Raw genomic sequence first — 20,187 nt, 5'->3', positions numbered from 1 at the left:
ATTAAATTTTATATAAATTAAGTCAACACTTATAAGCTAATCCGCCTTTAAGTTGCATAATCCTTAGCCTCAGAAAGACGCTCTGATGCAATTTGAATGATTATTAGCTTACCACTTTGGGAAATTCCATTGGTTTTAATCCCAGTCTTAGCTCTTTAAGTAACATAAACAATTGATGAGCCGTTCTATCTGCTGAGTCAGGCTGAACATTTTCTAGCTGCTCAAACCAGTCAGCCCCTTTGCCACTTGCCTTTACCACATTTTGCAATGCCACTAAAAACAACTCCTCCTCACCCTCTTCCAAAGCAGCGTTGAGATAGGCAACTGCCCGTTCTGAATCTTGCAAATATCCCATCAACTCTTGCTCGTAGCTTCTACTTTTGGGCATCATCCCGACTCCTGTAATCCATCCAGTACTGTTGCGCTTTTTCAATATCTCGCTGTTGGAACTTTTATCCCCGCCCCAAAGAATCACAATTATCCAGTTACTCACTCGCCCAAAATACACCCGATATCCTGCACCCGTATCAATCCGAAACTCATACATACCATCTGCAATTAGCTTATGATCGCCCAGATTTCCTTGTTTAGTCCGATCAAGTCTCAGCAAAATTCTGGCGGCTGCCTGAGTATCCTTAAGAGAAGTCAACCATTCGGAAAATGGAACCCTACCCTCTTGAGTTTCGTAAACTTCGACATCGAAAGGAATTGCTTCCACAACGTAACCTCTAGCCGTCGATTCTGAATCCTAGTCTATTCCATACCTTCAGCGTTTTTAAATTTGCAAAAAGTTGGCGATCGCCTCCGGTAATGGCAGTACAATAACAACCAACAAGGCCATTGCTAACAACCCCCAAATGTCACGTCCATTATCTAATTCAGTGACATCATTCAGTGCCGGTTCATCAATCAATGGCATAAATAATAAGATAATTGCCCACAACAAAAATTCTTCTCGAACTAAAGAAAGTAATAATAGCAGTACGCGAGCAATTTGACCAATTACAACTGCGGTTCGTTGTCCAAACATTGCATGAACAATGTGACCTCCGTCTAGTTGTCCCACAGGCATTAAATTTAAAGCGGTGACAACTAATCCGAGAAAGCCGGCTACTGCCACTGGATGCAAGTCAAGAGCCGATTTTGCTGTTAATTCACTTCCCAAAGCTAACTTCGAGAGTACCGCTAATAAAATAGAATATTTGGGATTGAGGGCATCGGGATTCAAAAGTCGGGTTTTTTCAGTCAGGGGAACCACATCAGAATGAGCCAATCCCCAAATTAGTATCGGTAAAGTGACAACAAAGCCCGCAAGGGGACCAGCGATACTAATGTCAAATAAAGCTTTGCGGTTAGGAATGGGACTACGCATTTGAATGAATGCACCAAAAGTTCCCAAGAAGAAAGGTACGGGAATAAAGTAAGGCAACGTCGATCGAATCTTGTAGAATTTAGCTGTTAAATAATGTCCGAGTTCATGAGTGCCCAAAATCGTCAATAATCCTAAAGCATAGGGCAAACCCTTGAGCAGAACATCTGGGCTAGATAGAACTTTTACAAAAGAGCCAATTTCCGATGTTCGTGGGAGAGAAACATCAGCAATTTCCACTCCTACCAAAGTAGTAGTTACCAAAGTAGCAAGTAGGAGTAAAAGTGCTAATCCTGGTCGAGTCAACTTTTTTTGGTCGCGTTCTGGTGTATTTGTCTGTTTAGCAGCTTGAGTGTTGGGAACTAGTACAAAGAAAGGTTTGCCATTGAAACCTTCTTGAAAGATTAGCAGAAAGCGATCGCCAAATTGTGCTTCAATATTACTCTTAATCTGCTGATAAGCATTGCTGGCTTTGGTTCGCAACTGACCGCGACAAATTACCGCCTGTGGTCGATACTCAATATTTTGCACGTAGTATACAGACCAAGGAAAACAATTTCGCAGTTGAGTTTCTTCTCTTGGTTCAATTGGACGCACTATTGTTTCTGCGGTAGGCTGGATTATTGGCTGTGGTTCTGAGGCTTGGGTTTGGGCTTCAGTCTGTGTATCTGGTGGTATTCGACGCCCCCATTGAAACAAGATCCAGTAGAACAGTACGCAGATAAATAAAGACCACATGAACAACGCTACTGGCGGAGGTTGTTTCGCCCCGTACATCAGCATCCATCCAATCAACAGCAATGCTGGTGTCATTAGAACCAACCACAACAACCATACTGGCGTCCGGGTGATCTGAGCGACGCTGTGCTGCACCATTAGATAAGTAGCTAGCCCCAGTAGGAGGAGAAACAAAAACCAAAATTCCATATTATCTTCAGTAATTTTGACACAACGCCCCACCAGTAGCTTTAGCACATCGCCTTAACTACAAGGCAGACCTCAAACTCCAATTTTTTTTACCAACGGTTAACAGTGCTAGTTAACGCTTAAGTTTCAATCCTTGAGAATTTTTACACTTTAACCAGATTATCCACAACTCCTAAGTTTCGGTTCTTTACATTATGTCCCCTTTACCTCAACAGCCAAGTCCTACAACCAACCCACCACGGGCTGTGTTCCTGAACGAAATTCCTCGCCCAGATTCTCTGCCAACGGACTTCCCACAAGAAAGCATTTTTACTTTTCCACCCAATCGGGACACATTAGGAGGAACCTCTTATTTTATTGTAAGAAATGAAAGCAATATCCTCATAGATTGCCCTGCCCTAGACGAAAGAAATCAAGATTTTTTAGCAGCGCATGGAGGCGTGGGTTGGTTATTTCTCACCCATCGAGGCGCTATTGGTAAGACCGCTGAAATTCAGCAAATTTTTGATTGCAAAGTTCTCATTCAAGAACAAGAAGCTTATTTATTACCAGGTTTAACTGTAACTAGTTTTAGCCAAGAATTTACTCTTGATACACAAACAAAAGTAATTTGGACACCAGGTCATTCTCCTGGCTCATCTTGTCTATACTACAGTGAACTTGGAGGCATTTTATTTTCTGGTCGCCATTTAGTCCCCAATCAGCAAGGTCAACCAGTACCATTACGGACAGCTAAAACTTTTCACTGGCCGCGACAAATTAACAGTCTTCGATCGCTATTAGAACGTTTTACACCAGAGAGTCTTGAGTATATTTGTCCTGGAGCCAATACAGGTTTCTTGAGAGGAAAGCGTGCCATAGATGGAGCTTACCAGCACCTGGCTTCTCTTGATTTACAAGCTTTGCTGCGGTTACAGCCCCTACTTTAGAGGCTCAAATTGCTGAATTTTAATCAATTTAAAATTGAGAGACTGCTGGTTCAATAGAGTTAGAAACAGGTCTTTAGGTGTTCATAATCAAAGAAGTACCCCAAACTAATACGGATGAGTAATCAACTTGAGTTAGCACAACAACAAATAGATCCAAAACCAGATATACTAGCGTACTTATCGATGCCTGTAGCCGTATTTCTATTATCTCTAGCTGCAATTTTCATTAAATTGAGCGAAAAAGAAATCGGCTCAAATGCTACGATTTTCAATCGCTTTTGGATTGGTGCTGTTGCTTTCGGGTTGTGGAATAGCATTCAGGCTAGCCGATACAAACTATCCGCAGATTTTCTTATCCAGAACGAGGCTTACACAATTCGTGACATTATTATTTTTGTGGTTTTGGCTATTATTAATATCGGGTCATTACTCTCCTGGGCTTGGTCTATAACTCAGACCAGTATTGCTAATGCCAACTTACTCCATAACCTCAACCCCTTGTTCGCCACTCTCGGAGGATGGCTATTTTTAGGTCATCGTTTTGGCAAGAAATTTCTGATTAGCTTGGTATTAGCTTTAGGCGGAACAATTATTATCGGAATTAAAGATTGGCAAGTGTCTGCCGATAATTTCATCGGGGACGGTGTGGCTTTAGTTTCTGCCGTATTCTATGCTGCAAGCTTTGTACTTAGAGAACGACTGAGAACCAAGTTTAAGACAACAAATATTCTCTTATGGTCTTGCACACTTGGCAGTTTGTTCACTCTCCCAATTGTTATCATTACTGAAGATAGAGTCTTTCCTTCTTCATTCTCAGGGTGGCTGGCAGTAATTTGTCTAGCGATTCTATGCCAAGTCGTCGGACAAGGACTCGTAACCTATAATCTGAAAAAATTTTCTGCTGGATTTGTTTCTTTGTTCCTGCTACTTGAGCCGATTATTGCCGCAATACTTGCCTGGGCAATTTTTTCTGAAGAGTTAAGTTTAATTAATTGGTTAGCTTTTTTGGTAATTTGTGCTGGCATTTATTTGGCTAAATCTGAAAAGCCTTTTGTATTTACTCCAACTCAATTGTCAGACAGCAAAGCCGAGAAGGCAAATGTAATGTAGGAATATAGCGGTTCTCGTTTACGTGAGGTATACACGTAGGGGCACGGCACTGCCGTGCCCCTACACATTGCGATATAATACTATACCGCATCTGAATAGGAACCGCTATACTATTTTTGATTGTGTGAAAAAATATTCTACGTAAAAAATAAATTTTTATTGGTGGTGCTGGACTGTTAGTTAATGACTCACTAAACTCTAGGGTGAAGTACGGATCAGCTAGAAGATACATAATGTCAGATCAAACACAACCACCCAACAAAATGCTACAGGAGGTACAAGAAGCCGAGACAACAGGTCATATCATCTCGTCCCGACTGCTCAAGGCGATTCAAGGCCAGACTCCAAGTGAGTTCCTCGCCAAGACAACTTATATGAGTCGTAAGCATGAACCGGGAAGCATTGATTTTACTGAGGGTGACGCTCATGAGTTGCCCCCACTAGGCTTTGTAGAAGCCCTTCAGCGCTGGAGCGTTCCGCAAAATGAGAGTTGGTTCGGCTATAAAGATAACCTGCCGGAGGCACGAGCCACAGTGTCAGAAGGTCTAAAGACGCAACGCGGCATTTCCATCGCACCTGAAGATATTTTCATGACCAATGGCAGTCTGATTGGTCTAGCTATTTGTCTTCAGATGCTGACTGAAATGGGGGATGAGGTGATAATCATTACCCCACCTTGGTTAAACTATAGGCGGATGATTCATGTTGCTGGTGCGGTTCCGGTTGGCGTTCCTGTAAATCCAACTACCTTCGATCTGGATCTAGATGCGATCGCCAATGTTATCACTGAAAGTACCAGAGCGATCGTCATCAATTCACCCCACAACCCCACAGGCAAGATTTTTTCAGCAACAACCCTACAGCAATTAGCAAATCTGCTCACCAATGCCTCCAATCACTACGGCAAACCCATTTACCTGATTTCTGATGAAACCTTCAGCCGCATTGTGTTCGATGGGCGGATTTGTCCCAGTCCCACTCAGTTCTACCCGTTTTCCTTCCTCATCTACGGTTACAGTAAGGTCTGGATGGCTCCTGGTCAACGCATCGGGTATGTTGCCTTGCCACCTACAATGCCTGAACGTGAGTCAATACGCCGCATAATTCGTACACTGCAAGGTAGTCCTTTTGGTTGGTGTTTCCCCAGTGCCCTAATGCAGTATGCCCTGACTGACTTGGAGCAACTCACCCTCGATATGAATCATCTACAACGCAAGCGTGATTGGATGGTGAAAGCACTCCAGGAAATGGGTTATAAGTTGCAAATTCCTGAGGGGACATTCTTTTTGTTAGTAGAGTCACCCTGGTCAGACGACTGTGCTTTTGCCGAGTTGCTAGCAAGTCAAGATGTATTTGTTTTCCCTGGGACACCCCAAGAAATACCGGGTTATTTCCGAATTTCTCTGACTGCCAACGAAGACATGATTTACCGTGCCCTGCCCAAATTCCAAGCAGCTATAGAATATGCTACCAATAACAGAAAATAAATAAAAAGTATTCTGAATTCAGAATGGGCTACGCCCCGCTGCGCTAACAGAATTCAGAATACTTTACTCATAAAGGGATAGAGTTTTGAGCAAGAATAATTTTTAAATTTTTGCCCACAATTCGGCTTAGTTTTAAACTAATATTTCAGACGCGACTCGAAAATACTCGGCTTAGCTGCCTGGTAGAGCAAGTAACTAGGATGAAATTAGAATCCCCCCGGCAATAGCTGCGGGGAGTGTCAAAAATCACACTAAAAAATGATAGGGAATTTCTGATGGCTACTTATAATAATATTCTGGAAGCAGTTGGCAGAACTCCTCTGATTAAACTCAATAGTATTAGTCAAGAAATTAAATCAACAATTTATTGTAAATTAGAATATCTCAATCCTGGTGGTAGCACAAAAGATAGAATAGCTCTTGCCATGATTGAAGCAGCAGAGAAAACAGGTCAACTGCAACCTGGCGGGACAATCATTGAAGCAACAGCAGGAAATACTGGAGTTGGTCTGGCGCTAATCGCTGCGATTAAAAAATATCGATGCATATTTGTGATGCCAGATAAGATGAGCCAGGATAAAATTAACTTGCTGAAAGCTTATGGTGCAGAAGTAGTAATTACTCCTACATCCGTTCCTCCTGACTCTCCAGAAAGCTTTAACGGAGTAGCAGAAAGACTTGCTAAAGAAATAGTAGGAGCTTATAGACCCGATCAATTTACTAATCCGAATAATCCGTTAGCTCATTACTTAACAACTGGGCCAGAGATTTGGTCAGATAGTGATGGTAAAGTTGATGTTTTTGTGGCTGCGATGGGAACAGGTGGGACAATTTCAGGAGTTGGCAAATATCTCAAGGAACAAAATCCAAATATAGTAATTGTTGGTGCAGATCCAGAAGGTTCGATTTTTTCTGGCGATACCCTCAAACTTTACAAAGTGGAGGGAATTGGTGAAGACTTTATTCCGAAAACTTTTAACCGCCAAGTCATAGATGAAATGGTGAGAGTTAGCGATAAAGAGTCTTTTAATATGGCTCGTCATCTGGCGCGAGAAGAAGGTTTACTTGTGGGAGGCTCTTGCGGCACAGCGATAGTAGGGGCTTTAAAATACGCAGCTAGATTATCAGAACCTAAGCAAATTGTAGTACTGTTGCCAGATTCTGGTAGAAACTATATCAATAAAATCTATTCTGATTCCTGGATGCAAGAAAATGGTTTCTGGGAAGAAAAAACCAGAATAATCACAAAAATTAAAGATATACTTGTGAATAAAAAAGATTTCCCATCACTCGTTTCTGTGAGTCCACAGGATACATTGAGTCAAGTGATTGAAGTTATGCAAAAGCTGAATATCTCCCAGATTCCAGTTATTGAAAATAATAATGTCATTGGTAGTTTAAATGAAGCTGCTTTAATGAAACTACTGCATGAAGGTATCAATTTTTCTAACCAAAAAGTTGCGGCTGTTATGGGTAAGCCTTTACCAATTGTAGATGAAAAAGTAGAGATTTCCGAAGCTATCGAGTTCTTTTATCGGGAAATACTGGAATTATAATTAAACGAGATGAGATTCCTATAGGATTAGTTACTAGAACTGATTTAATTAAATATTGGGTAAGCCAAACGGAGTGAAAATTCAGGTAATTTTAGGAACCAGAAAAGTTTTTTAGAAGACTGATGAATGATTTAGTGTTTTTAACTGCTCATCAATTGGCAAAAGCTATCCGCGATCGCCAAGTTTCTTCAAAAGAAGTAATAGAAGCTTATCTGAGTCAGATTGCTCAACACAATCCAAGATTAAATGCCATTGTGACACTGGATGCAGAAAATGCGATCGCCCAGTCGAAAGCCGCAGATCAAGCATTAGCTCAAGGAGAAAATTGGGGAGTCTTACATGGAGTACCCATAACTATCAAAGACACCCTAGAAACCAAAGGATTACGCACAACTAGCAGTTATCAACCCCTAGCCAATTATGTCCCAAAGCAAGATGCCACCGTTGTCGCTCGACTACGCGCCGCTGGAGCAATTATTTTGGGCAAGACGAATACACCACAACTAGCTGATAACTTCCAGACTAACAGTCCCCTGTTTGGTAGAACAAACAACCCCTGGAACCATGAGTGTACCCCAGGTGGTAGCACTGGGGGTGGGGCGAGTGCGATCGCTGCTGGGTTATCCCTTCTGGAAATTGGTAGCGATATTGGTGGGTCAATCCGCGTTCCGTCTCACTTCTGTGGGATTTTCGGCTTGAAACCAACCGAGGATTTAGTGTCAATATTTGGACATATTCCAGAGTTGCCAGGAACACCTAAAACTATTCGGCATTTACAGACAATAGGGCCTCTTGCCCGGTGTGTGGAAGACTTGCAATTGTGTCTGTCACTGATTCAAGACCCAGATCCGCGCCAGTCAGAAGTAATGCCCATATCCACACAAGTTAACCCAGTGGCCACCCTACAATCGTACCGCTACGCTTGGACAGAAGGTTTTGGTCAGATTCCAGCAACAGCTGAAACCAAAGCCGCTCTAGAGAAACTAGCATCATCCCTAGCGGATCTTGGATGCTGTGTAGAACAACACAACCAGCCGCCAAATTTTGATAGCAATGCGATACGAGATACTTACCTCAAGATTTATAATTTTGAATTGGGTTTATCACAGCCAGACCTGACGCAGACTCAACAGCAACAACGATATCTCACCGCCCTCATTGAGCGCGATATTCTCATTGCCAATATGGAAGACTTTTTATCTAATTGGGATGCTTGGCTGTGTCCAGTAGTGCCAGTGCCTGCCTTTACCCATCGTCAGCCAGGAGAACCCATTGAGGTAGATGGTCACGAGTTTTCTTATTTGAGAACAATAGGTGCTTACACAACAATTTTTAACTTAACTGGCAACCCTGCGGTAGTGCTGCCTTTTACACAGTCACAAGAAGGACTACCCATCGGTGTGCAAGTGGTGGGGCGGCGTGGAAGCGATATGAAACTGCTAGAAATTGCTGAAAAATTAACTCAAGTAACTGGTTTTTTTCAACGTCCGCCTGGGTACTAGAAAAGGCATGGAGCATGGGGCAGAGGAAGAATAATAACTCTTACAGCTATTTTCAGGTAAATGAACCACATCTTTTTTATCTCACGCAAAGGCGCAAAGGCGCAAAGGAAGAAAGGAAGGAACAAGATTGTGGTCTAAATACATGAAAAGTGCTGTAACTCCTCACTCAGCACGCGGCTCATCGCCCCGCTATCCATGTACAGCACTCCCAATACCCAAAGCAAATTTTCCAAAGTTTGTTAACCAGGATGCTTGTCTGGGGAATTCTAAGCCTGAGACAAGGAATTCTAGTAAAAATTTATGAGCGAAAAAGTTGTTGAAACTGTAAGAATCCCTAGCTACGAGATTGTAGAACAACTTTATTCAGGTTCTCGGACTGAAGTGTATCGGGCAGTGCGAGAATGCGTAGGCGCAGCCCAACCCAGGCATCGCCAGCCAGTTGTGATTAAGCTCCTAAAACGAGAATACCCGACTTTGGGCGAATTATTACAGTTTCGCAACCAATATGCGATCGCCAAAAACCTAGATATTCCCGGCATCATTAAACCCTACAGCCTCGAACCCTATTACAATGGCTACGCGCTGGTAATGGAGGACTTTGGTGGTGTTTCCCTACGAGAATTTACTACCGGAAAACCACTGATATTACAGGAATTCCTACCCATTGCCCTGCAACTGCTGGAAACTTTACACCAGTTACACCAACAACGCGTCATTCACAAGGACATTAAACCAGCCAATATCCTAATTCACCCCGACACCAAACAAGTCAAACTGATTGACTTCAGTATTGCTTCACTCTTACCAAGAGAAACTCAGGAAATTCAGAGCATCAATGGACTGCAAGGAACGCTAGCGTATCTGTCGCCAGAGCAAACTGGGCGGATGAACCGAGGCATTGACTACCGCAGTGACTTTTATTCATTAGGTGTGACATTCTTTGAGCTACTGAGTGGACAACTGCCTTTTACATCCGACGAGCCAATGGAGTTGGTGTATTGCCATATCGCTAAACAGCCCAACTCCATTTGCGATCTCAACCCAGAAATTCCTTTAATGCTAGGAGAGATTGTTTGCAAGCTGATGGCGAAGAACGCTGAAGACCGCTATCAGAGTGCATTGGGACTGAAATATGATATAGAGAAATGTTGCCAAGAATGGCAAACAACAGGCAAGAATAGTTGGTTTGATTTAGGACAAAATGATATCAGCGATCGCTTTCTCATCCCAGAAAAACTCTATGGACGAGAGCAAGAAGCACAAACCTTGCTAGAAGCATTTGGCCGAGTTGCCAATGGAGCAGCCGAACTGATGTTGGTGGCTGGTTTCTCCGGCATTGGTAAAACTGCGGTGGTGAATGAAGTACATAAGCCGATTGTCCGGTGGAATGGGTATTTCATCAAAGGTAAGTATGACCAGTTCAACCGCAATATTCCCTTGTCTGCCTTTGTCCAAGCCTTCCGCAATTTGATAGCACAATTGCTCAGTGAAACTGACAGCCAACTCCAGCAGTGGCGAAATAAAATTCTGTCTGCTGTGGGTGAGAGTGGACAGGTGATAATTGACGTAATTCCGGAATTAGAACGGATTATTGGCCAGCAACCGCCTACACCAGAACTATCAGGCAGTGCTGCTCAGAACCGCTTCAATCTGATGTTTGTCAAGTTTATTCAGGTGTTCACTACACCAGAACATCCGTTGGTAGTGTTCCTAGACGATTTACAGTGGGCAGATTCAGCATCACTGAATTTGCTGAAGCTGTTGATGGGTGAAACCTTGAGGGGCTATCTATTGATTATTGGTGCATACCGCGATAACGAAGTGTTTGCGGCTCATCCGTTGCTGCTGACACTCGAAGAGATTGAGAAGGTGGCGACGGTTAACACTCTAACGCTGATGACCTTGAGTCAAGCCGATGTTAATAGTTTGATTGCAGACACCTTGAGTTGTACAACAGAAATTGCCCTGCCGTTGACTGAACTAGTTTATCAAAAAGCCAAAGGTAATCCGTTTTTTACAACTCAGTTTCTCAAGGCATTACATGAGGAGGGACGAATTACCTTTGATTGGCATACAGGTTTTTGGCAGTGTGATGTAGCACAAGTGCGATCGCTTGCTCTCACAGATGATGTGGTTGAATTTATGGCAATTCAACTTTTAAAGTTGCCACCCAAAACTCAGGAAGTTCTGAAACTGGCAGCCTGTATTGGTAATCAGTTTGATTTAAGTACATTGGCGATCGTTTATCAAAAGTCCCAGACAGAAACTGCTGCGGATTTGTGGAAAACATTACAAGAAGGATTTGTAATTCCCACCAATGAAGTTTACAAATTTTATCAAGATTCTTCATTAGCCCTTGGCGATTTGCAAACGACAAATGACAACGGAGAAAAAACAGTTTACAAATTTTTGCACGATCGCGTCCAGCAAGCAGCCTACTCTCTGATTCCAAAGGAGCAAAAACAGGTCACTCACCTGAAAATTGGTCAACTTTTGCTCAACCATACGCCAGCCGCAGAACAGGATGAAAAACTATTTGAGATTGTTAATCAACTGAATATCGGTAATAGCTTAATTGTCGATCTAGATCAGAAAACAGAACTCGCTCAACTCAATTTACAAGCTGCACAAAAAGCAATAGCTGCAATAGCATACGCCGCCGCATTTGAGTATGCCACTATCGGTATTGCAATGCTTGCACAAAAGCGGTGGCAAACACAATATCAACTAACCTTGAAACTTTATCAAGCTGCCACCGAAGCAGCTTACCTAAGTGGCAACTTTGAGCAGATGGCACAATTTCCAGCAGTCATTTTGGAAAATGCTAGAACCTTATTGGATACCGTTAAAGTCTATGAAATCCAAATCCAAGCCGCTCAAGCCCAACATCAATTTCTCCAGGGCGTGGAGTTGGCTCTCCAGATTTTAGAGCAGTTAGGAATTCATTTTCCCAAGCAACCAGGTGAATCAGATATTGCATTGGCGCTCGAGGTAACCAAATCCATCTTAGCTGGCAGACAACCGCCAGATTTAATCGATTTACCTCAGATGATCGAGCCAGACAAATTAGCTGCTATGCGGATTCTTGTAGGTGTCTCTTCTTCTGCCTATGTTGCCGCTCCAGCACTCTTACCATTTATTACTCTTGAGCAAGTAAATTTATCTCTTCAGTACGGCAATACCTCATACTCTACAAATGGTTATGCCTACTATGGACTGCTGCTTTGTGGGGCGGTAGGAGACATTGAATGCGGCTATCAGTTTGGACAACTGGCACTTACATTACTCGAACAGTTGAATGCCAAAAAGTTGAAAGCCAAAACCTATGTCGGAGTATGTTGTTCTGTATTGCATTGGCAAGAGCCGCTCAGGAACACCTTAGCGCTTTTTCGGGAAGGCTATCAAATTGGACTGGAAACGGGAGATTTAGAATCAGCTACCATTTGTGCAGTCGTTTACATCATGCACTGTTTGTTTGTCGGTAAAGAACTGGGGGACTTAAGTCGGGAAAGTGATGCTTTTTGCCTTCAACTCACTCAACTCAAACAAGCAGGACTTCTCACCCAGATGACTATTTTTCAGCAAGCGGTTTTGAATTTAATCGGCGATGGTGCCGAAGCATGGGAACTAATTGGAAAGGCTTTCAATCAAGAGCAAATGCTGCCGGTCATCCAGGACTCAGGGGATCAAACTGCGCTGTACTATTTCTATGTGAGTAAACTTTTTCTCGGTTATCTGTTTGGGAAGTTTGAACTAGCAGTGACAGAGGCGATCGCTACTGAAAATTATCTAGGCGGCGCCATCGGATTATTTGTGGTTCCAATCTTCCACACCTATGATTCTCTAGCTCATCTGGCAATCTATTCCCAAGTTTCCGAAACAGAACAACAACACATTCTTGGGCGGGTGAGCAAAAATCAGGAAAAGATCAAAACTTGGGCTAGCTATATTCCAGCTAATCATTTACACAAGTTTTATTTGGTTGAAGCAGAACGGTATCGGGTTCTAGGACAGAAATCAGAGGCGCTAGAATTCTACGATCGCGCCATAACTCTAGCCAAAGAACACGGCTACACCCAAGAAGAAGCACTTGCCAACGAATTAGCCGCTAAGTTTTACCTGGATTGGGGTAAACAGCGCATTGCCCAAGAATACATCACCGAAGCCTACTATGGCTATGCTCGTTGGGGTGCCAAAGCCAAAGTCGCCGACTTAGAGAAACGCTATCCCCAACTACTCGCCCCCATCCTCCAGCAAACCCATTCTCCCCTCTCCACTTACGAAACTATCTTCAACTTAGGGACTATCACCTCCACCAGTTCCGCCACTTCCAGTAGTAGCAGCATCTCTGTTGCTTTAGATTTAGCCGCCATTCTCAAAGCTTCTCAAATCCTTTCTGGCGAAATCGAACTGGAAAAACTGCTCTCGACATTGCTGCATATTCTCATTGAAAATTCTGGAGCCGAGAAATGTGTGTTGCTGCTGTCCTATGAAGAACAGTTAATGGTGCAATCCGTCACTTATAGTGATTTTTGTCCAATGCTGCTGAAGCCACAATTTCTGGAAGACAGCGAGGATGTGCCGATTAGTTTGATTAATACCGTGAAACGCACCTTACAACCCGTGGTAATTACTGATGCCAGGGTGCATACACAATTCATTAACGATCCTTACATTCACCGACAGCAGTCCAAGAGTATCTTGTGCAGCCCAATTTTGCATCAGGGTAAGTTGCTTGGTGTATTGTACCTGGAAAACAATCTTGTGACTGGAGCCTTTACCAGCGATCGCGTCGAACTGCTCAACTTACTTTGCGCCCAAGCTGCCATTTCCCTGGAAAATGCCCGACTTTATGGCAATTCCCAAAACTATGCTCAACAGTTGGCACAATCTCTAGCGAAATTGCAGGCTAGTGAAATCCGCTTCCAAAATTTAGCAAATAATATTCCTGGTATGGTGTACCAATTCCGTCTGGCGGCGGACGGTTCAACTTCAACACCCTACGTTAGTTCTGGCTGTTTGGACTTGTACGGATTAGAGCCAGAATCAGTGATGGCGGGGACGCATAGCCTTTACGCCATGCATCATCCTGACGATGATCCAGCTGTTGCCCAAGCAGTCGCCTACTCTGCCCAAACTCTCACACCCTTTGAGCAAGAATGGCGGATTATCCTGCCTTCAGGAACCGTGAAATGGGTTCGATCTGCTGCTCGCCCAGAGCGACAAGCCGATGGTGCAATTTTATGGGATGGGGTAGTGATTGATATTAGCGATCGCAAACAAGTTGAAGCATCTTTAGCCAAAGAACGAGAGTTTTTAAATGCCATCATTCACAATATTACCGATGGCATTGTTGTCTGTGATGCTACTGGCAAGTTGACCTTATTTAACAAAGCAACTAGTGAATTTCATGGCTTACCACTAGAATCATTAGCACCAGAAGAATGGGCAGAACACTTCGATCTTTATCAAGCTGACGGTGAAACACCCCTATCAACCACGGAAATTCCTTTGTTTCGTGCCTTTCAAGGGGAAATTGTCCAAAATATCGAAATGGTAATTGCACCCAAGCATGGCTTGAAGAGAATTTTGTTAGCCAGCGGACAAGCGATTGTTGATGCTGCGGGTAACAAACTCGGTGCGGTAGCTGTAATGCGAGATATTAGCGATGCCTATCGGCAAGCTACGCAACGCAAAAAAGCAGAACTTGCCTTGCAGCAAAAATCACAAGATTTAGAACAAGCCCTAACTAACCTGCAAAACGCCCAATTACAAATGATCCAAAGTGAAAAAATGTCGGCTTTGGGTAATTTAGTTGCTGGTGTTGCTCACGAAATGAATAATCCCCTTGGTTTTATTGCTGCCACACTCAAACAAGCTCAACCAAGTATTGCTGATGTTGTTGAACATCTCAGACTTTATCAAGAAAGTTTACCCGACAAAAGTGAAGAAATTCTTGACCATGCCGAAGAAATTGACTTGGACTATACCTTAGAAGACTTGCCTAAGATGATTGATGCCATGACGATAGCCTGTGACAGGCTAAAAAACATTAGCACCAGTCTCCGCACTTTCTCTCGTGCCGATCGAGATTACAAAGTTCCGTTTAATATCCACCAAGGCATTGACAGCACGATTTTAATTTTGAAACATCGTCTGAAAGCGAATGAACAACATCCAGCTATTGCAGTATTAACTGAATATAGTAATCTACCCAAAATTGAATGTTTTCCGGGGCAATTAAATCAAGTATTTATGAATATTTTAGCCAATGCTATCGATGCGTTGGAAGAATCAAATAATGGACGCAGCTTTGAGGAAATTAAGCTAAATCCCAATTTAATTAAAATTACAACTTCCCTAGAAAATAACTGTGTGAAAATTATTATTGCTGATAATGGTCAGGGAATGAGCGAAGAAGTGAAACAAAAGATTTTTGACCATTTATTTACTACTAAATGTGTTGGTAAAGGTACAGGTTTGGGATTGGCGATCGCCCGTCAAATTATTGTGGAAAAACATGGCGGGGCGATCGAGGTGAATTCTCAACCTGGCGAAGGAACTGAATTTGTGATTCAGCTACCACTTTTGCAAGCGGTAAGTGTGGGCTTCTCAACCAATCCGACTATTGCTTAGAAAGCGTTGAGCTTTAAGTCTTTCCCGCCACAACCGAATTTTCTCTCAATAGTTCCAGTGCTGCTTCATATTGCAGATCCGCAGTTGTGCCAATCTGTTCGCGGTTCAGGGGTGCTTGGGAAATCACTTTATCTGGCTTAATACCTAGTTTATTAATATCCCGATGTTGAGGAGTTTCATACTTAGCAATTGTCACAGCTAAACCCGAACCATCTGATAATTCAAACAAAGATTGAATTAGACCCTTACCAAAAGTGGTTTCGCCTACAAGTTGGGCACGCCCATTATCTTGGAGTGCGCCGGCAAGAATCTCACTTGCACTGGCAGTTCCTTGATTCACCAAAATCACCAGAGGATCGCTCGTCAGGGCTGGGCCAGACGCTTCAAAACTACCTTGAATGCCTTGTCGGTTAACAGTGTAGACAATAGTGCCAGAGTCTAACCACAAACGGGCGATTTCAATTCCGGCTTGCAATAGCCCCCCAGGATTATTTCGCAAATCTAGAATATAGGCAGCAGCGCCTTTTTTTTCTAGACTAGAAATAGCGTTTGCTAATTCTGTGGAGGCGTTGGCATTGAATTGAGTCAGCCGAAGGTAGCCAATGGGCGTGCCCTCCTCAGAAACACGCAATTCTGAAACCACAGGATTAAGAGCAATGCGATCGCGCGTCAGTCTAATTTCCGTTTCTGGCTCTCCGTCTCGTTCAATGACGAGAGTCACAAGGCTGCCACTCGGTCCGCGCATTTTCGTCGCAGCTTCATCAAGAGTGAGATTTTCAGTGGGAACACCTTCAATTTTGAGAATGCGATCGCGTGGTCTAATCCCTGCTTTTTCTGCTGGTGAACCTGCGATGGGAGCCACTACTTCCAACTTACCAGTTTCAGTATTGAGAGCAATTTGCAATCCCACCCCCGTCAGTTCCCCAGAAGTGTTGACCTGTAAGCTGCGGTACTGTTCTGGGTCTAAAAAGCGGGTAAAAGGGTCGTCAAGGCTCTTGAGCATCGTCTGAATGGCTGTATAAGCCGCATTGGAGTCGCTAAGGGGCTTCTCCAAAACCTTTTGCCGGACTGTCGCCCAATTTTGATGATTAAACGTCTCATCCAGATAAGTACGATTGACAATTCGCCAAACTTCAGAAACCAGCTTTTGTTGTGCCGTCAAAGCCAGTGCAGGCTGAGTAATTGTACCCAAGGCCAAGCAAAACGCCATTAGCAGTGAAAATCCAACTCGAAAAAACTGTTTGTTCATGAACCCCATTATCAATTCCACTTCAACCCAAATTGCCTAGAAATGCCCAGTTGTCCTGTTGTTGATGAAATCTATCTCTCGATTATGTTACTTTTTTTATAGAAGTGGTGCATTCTTCTCATCAAGTCGTTTACTCAACTGATGCAGTTCATCCCACTCAGCAAAGGATAAAATCTAGTTTGTGTCCACCATTTTCTGTGTTGGAGCATAACGAGATCGCAATACATTCCATCTTTACAGAGTGTAAAGTTTCTGAAAACTCTTAGCACGCCCAAAGCTGACAAACAAAAAAGTCCCCTTTACTAAAATCCCAAAATTGCTAATTGGGAGAGAAGTCACAACTCGGCGGCTTCAAGAAAGTCCGCAAGGGGTTATGCTGCCACTCTAGCCTGTGGCATTCCTTGGGGGAAAGCCTAAAGCCGAACTCCGAACATCCCCAGGCTTGGGACCCTTGAAACTTTCGTCGCCGATTTAAAACTTCGCAATTTATCAAACGCAACCGATTCTTAGGAACTTGAGATTGTATGGCCAACGTTTACGACTGGTTTGAGGAACGCCTGGAGATTCAAGCGATCGCCGAAGACGTTACTAGCAAGTACGTCCCTCCCCACGTCAATATCTTTTACTGCCTGGGTGGAATTACCCTGGTTTGCTTTCTAGTCCAGTTTGCTACTGGATTTGCCATGACGTTCTACTACAAGCCAACAGTAGCTGAAGCTTTCTCCTCAGTTCAGTACATTATGACTGAAGTGAACTTCGGTTGGCTAATTCGCTCCATCCATCGCTGGTCTGCCAGCATGATGGTATTGATGATGATTTTGCACGTCTTCCGGGTTTACCTGACTGGTGGTTTTAAAAAGCCCCGCGAACTGACCTGGGTGAGTGGTGTCATCCTGGCTGTAATTACCGTTTCTTTTGGAGTTACCGGCTATTCTCTACCTTGGGACCAAGTTGGCTACTGGGCTGTGAAAATTGTTAGCGGCGTACCAGAAGCAATTCCCGTGGTTGGTGTTCTGATCTCCGACCTACTGCGTGGCGGTTCTAGTGTTGGTCAAGCAACACTGACTCGTTACTACAGCGCACACACCTTTGTTTTGCCTTGGTTAATTGCAGTCTTCATGCTATTTCACTTCTTGATGATCCGCAAACAAGGCATTTCCGGTCCTTTGTAATCTCAGAGATTAGCAAAAGGCAACATTTGTCAGTTTCCAGATGAAGTTGTTTGTTCTAAACTTATGAAACACAAGAAAATAATTGTACATAAGTTACAAAAAACAAACACTTGCATACCTTGCCAAAAGCTTTAGACGCCCTTGAGGCGGCTGACTGTAGACAGACACAAAGCTGCTTGCCGCTTGCTAGGGTTGCCTAGTAGCCGATGGCTTTCACAAATGCTTTAATTAGACTTAAGCAGGAGAGCACATTTAAAAATGGCAACACAGAAAAAACCTGACCTCAGCGATCCCCAGTTAAGAGCCAAACTGGCTAAGGGTATGGGTCACAATTACTATGGTGAACCAGCCTGGCCTAATGACCTACTTTACGTCTTCCCCATCGTGATTATGGGTTCATTCGCTGCGATTGTGGCTCTAGCCGTGCTAGACCCCGCGATGACCGGTGAACCAGCAAATCCTTTCGCCACACCATTGGAAATTTTGCCAGAGTGGTACTTGTATCCAGTTTTCCAAATTTTGCGATCGCTTCCTAACAAACTTTTAGGAGTGTTAGCAATGGCTTCCGTACCCTTGGGGCTAATTTTGGTTCCTTTTATTGAGAACGTCAATAAATTCCAAAACCCCTTCCGCCGCCCAGTTGCAACCACAGTGTTTCTCTTTGGCACTCTTGTCACCCTGTGGCTGGGTATTGGTGCTGCCTTGCCATTGGACAAATCTTTGACTTTGGGACTATTCTAAATTAGTCTCAAAAAAGTGCTTTGACGCCTGTGAATTTTGAAAGCATATGCAGATGTGCTTTTGAAAAAATAAACAGGCGTCAATTTTAATAATCCACCTTGAATCTTGGATTTGAAATTTTGGATAGAAAAGCCCCATAATTGGGCATCCACGAATCTCAAATCACTAAAGTCAATCAATTTTGGATTTTGCATGGTAGGTCGAAGCAAGCTACGCGTAGCGTGTCAGAGACAAAAGTTGAGCCAGTAAGTTGGGCGGGTTTCCTCACTTGTGCCAACTTATATCCAGCGCCGGCTTCCCACCAACAAACCTTTATCAAGACCGATCGCCTATTTTGGATTGACCCCAACCACTCTGAGTGGGGTCTTGAAGATTTTAAATTTTGGATGAAAAGATTTGTTACACCCACTATAGTATGGGCACGGCATCAACCGAAATAATTTTTAATCTAAAATCTGAAGTCTAAAATCTAAAATTGGCAAGGTCAACAAATACAAACATTTTTCATTTACTCCCACGTAAGTTGCTAGTTACAACCCTCGGAATACCAAAATTGTTCATGTTTTGTATTTTGTTACGCAGAATATGTCAATTTAGATTTTTAGATGTCAGAGAAATTTTGCAAAAAGCACAAAATTTAACCCCTACTAACTTGGGTTTACTTTTATTCAAGTCACAGTTAGTACCTACCATAGTGCAGCAAGATCATCTTACGGTTAAGAGCGAACTCACCCTCTCCAACCAAGTGCAAGATTGGTTTAAGCAATTTTGGCTGCAACATTTATCTCAACTTGGCTGGTCGCAAACTCAACTCGCCGAACTAAATTTAGCATTAGCAGAGGGCTTTACCAACGCTGTTCGTCACGCTCATCGTGCTTTCCCACCGGAAACAACCATTGATATTGACGTTTATCTGTGGGTTGACCGCCTAGAAATTAGAATTTGGGATTATGGAAAACCTTTCAATCCTGATAGCATCCCAGAGCCAAAGCCAGATAAACCGCAAGAAAGCGGGTATGGATGGTTGATTCTCAGGCGTTCAACTGACCGTGTTGTCTACGAGCGTGTTACAGATGGTAGAAATTGTCTGCTCATCGTCAAATATGCTGCAAGAGTATGAAAGCCAAAGTGAAGCATTCAAGGATATACCAAGGCAAAAATGCTTTTGATACCAATTCGAAATTTGGTGGAAAGTACGTAGCAATCGCCTTCCCGACGCACAAAGGGCATGAGATATTTGTCTATGCTTTTTGGAACTATTAAGGCAAGTGCCTCATGGTAAAAATCACGGCAGTTGCTACCTTTCCCTGTTTACAAGATCCCTAGAAGGGGTAACACCAAGATTAGTTTTGGCTGGTGTTTAGCCATCTATATTGCAAATAGAAGTGTTACTATAAACCGTAGTTGCTCGTACATGCAGTTATTTGACTGATAGGAGTATACTACTTTTTTAGTAATATGTGAATTAGACTAATATGTTTTTTCGGTGAAATTGCTTAACTATTATGA

Annotated in this window: 13 protein-coding genes; 10 read left to right on the top strand and 3 right to left on the bottom strand. The window is 43.1% G+C overall.

Annotation, left to right across the window (positions count from 1 at the left end):
- Nucleotides 1–103: 103 nt before the first annotated feature.
- Both IQ276_RS06680 and IQ276_RS06675 read right to left on the bottom strand, forming a co-directional pair.
- A complete protein-coding gene (locus IQ276_RS06680) occupies nt 104–718 on the bottom strand; it encodes a type II toxin-antitoxin system RelE/ParE family toxin (protein ID WP_235115491.1) in 615 nt (204 codons plus the stop codon).
- Nucleotides 719–775: 57 nt separating this feature from the next.
- The gene (locus IQ276_RS06675) at nt 776–2,296 is read right to left on the bottom strand and encodes a site-2 protease family protein (RefSeq protein ID WP_193921226.1); all 1,521 of its coding nucleotides are present in this window, start codon (nt 2,294–2,296) and stop codon (nt 776–778) included.
- A 194-nt stretch (nt 2,297–2,490) separates the two neighbouring features.
- Between IQ276_RS06675 and IQ276_RS06670 the strand changes: the two genes are divergently transcribed.
- The 6 genes from IQ276_RS06670 to IQ276_RS06645 all read left to right on the top strand — a co-directional run bounded on the left by IQ276_RS06670 (nt 2,491) and on the right by IQ276_RS06645 (nt 15,516).
- Nucleotides 2,491–3,225, top strand: a complete 735-nt coding sequence (locus IQ276_RS06670; protein ID WP_193921222.1) for an MBL fold metallo-hydrolase — start codon at nt 2,491–2,493, stop codon at nt 3,223–3,225.
- A 114-nt stretch (nt 3,226–3,339) separates the two neighbouring features.
- The gene (locus IQ276_RS06665) at nt 3,340–4,335 is read left to right on the top strand and encodes a DMT family transporter (protein ID WP_193921224.1); all 996 of its coding nucleotides are present in this window, start codon (nt 3,340–3,342) and stop codon (nt 4,333–4,335) included.
- A 233-nt stretch (nt 4,336–4,568) separates the two neighbouring features.
- Nucleotides 4,569–5,822 carry an aminotransferase class I/II-fold pyridoxal phosphate-dependent enzyme gene (locus tag IQ276_RS06660; protein WP_235115490.1) on the top strand — a complete coding sequence of 418 codons (1,254 nt, stop codon included), beginning with the start codon at nt 4,569–4,571 and terminating at the stop codon, nt 5,820–5,822.
- 275 nt (nt 5,823–6,097) lie between these two features.
- Complete coding sequence (locus IQ276_RS06655; protein ID WP_228042966.1) at nt 6,098–7,378, top strand: cystathionine beta-synthase; 1,281 nt, start codon at nt 6,098–6,100, stop codon at nt 7,376–7,378.
- Nucleotides 7,379–7,500: 122 nt separating this feature from the next.
- Nucleotides 7,501–8,880: an amidase gene (locus tag IQ276_RS06650; protein WP_193915586.1), complete on the top strand. Its 1,380-nt coding sequence runs from the start codon at nt 7,501–7,503 to the stop codon at nt 8,878–8,880.
- 300 nt (nt 8,881–9,180) lie between these two features.
- Nucleotides 9,181–15,516 (top strand): ATP-binding sensor histidine kinase, encoded by a 6,336-nt coding sequence (locus IQ276_RS06645; protein ID WP_193915588.1) that lies wholly within the window; start codon nt 9,181–9,183, stop codon nt 15,514–15,516.
- Between the two features lie 13 nt (nt 15,517–15,529).
- Here IQ276_RS06645 and ctpA read toward each other — a convergent pair whose 3' ends face one another.
- Entirely contained in the window at nt 15,530–16,774 is a 1,245-nt protein-coding gene (gene ctpA, locus IQ276_RS06640) for a carboxyl-terminal processing protease CtpA (RefSeq protein ID WP_193915590.1), read from the bottom strand.
- Between the two features lie 515 nt (nt 16,775–17,289).
- Between ctpA and petB the strand changes: the two genes are divergently transcribed.
- From petB to IQ276_RS06620, 4 genes are all read left to right on the top strand, one after another.
- On the top strand, nt 17,290–17,937 hold the full coding sequence (petB, locus tag IQ276_RS06635; protein WP_073641887.1) for a cytochrome b6: 648 nt from the start codon (nt 17,290–17,292) through the stop codon (nt 17,935–17,937).
- A gap of 258 nt (nt 17,938–18,195) precedes the next feature.
- On the top strand, nt 18,196–18,678 hold the full coding sequence (petD, locus tag IQ276_RS06630) for a cytochrome b6-f complex subunit IV (RefSeq protein WP_073641886.1): 483 nt from the start codon (nt 18,196–18,198) through the stop codon (nt 18,676–18,678).
- Nucleotides 18,679–18,899: 221 nt separating this feature from the next.
- Nucleotides 18,900–19,118 carry a hypothetical protein gene (locus tag IQ276_RS06625; protein WP_193915592.1) on the top strand — a complete coding sequence of 73 codons (219 nt, stop codon included), beginning with the start codon at nt 18,900–18,902 and terminating at the stop codon, nt 19,116–19,118.
- 212 nt (nt 19,119–19,330) lie between these two features.
- On the top strand, nt 19,331–19,798 hold the full coding sequence (locus IQ276_RS06620) for an ATP-binding protein (protein WP_228042967.1): 468 nt from the start codon (nt 19,331–19,333) through the stop codon (nt 19,796–19,798).
- Nucleotides 19,799–20,187: the final 389 nt, after the last annotated feature.

Origin of the sequence: Desmonostoc muscorum LEGE 12446 (genome assembly GCF_015207005.2) — a bacterium.
Taxonomy (GTDB): Bacteria; Cyanobacteriota; Cyanobacteriia; order Cyanobacteriales; family Nostocaceae; genus Nostoc; species Nostoc muscorum.
The sequence above is the reverse complement of the archived record's forward strand: the minus strand, read 5'-3'. Positions and strand labels throughout refer to the sequence as shown.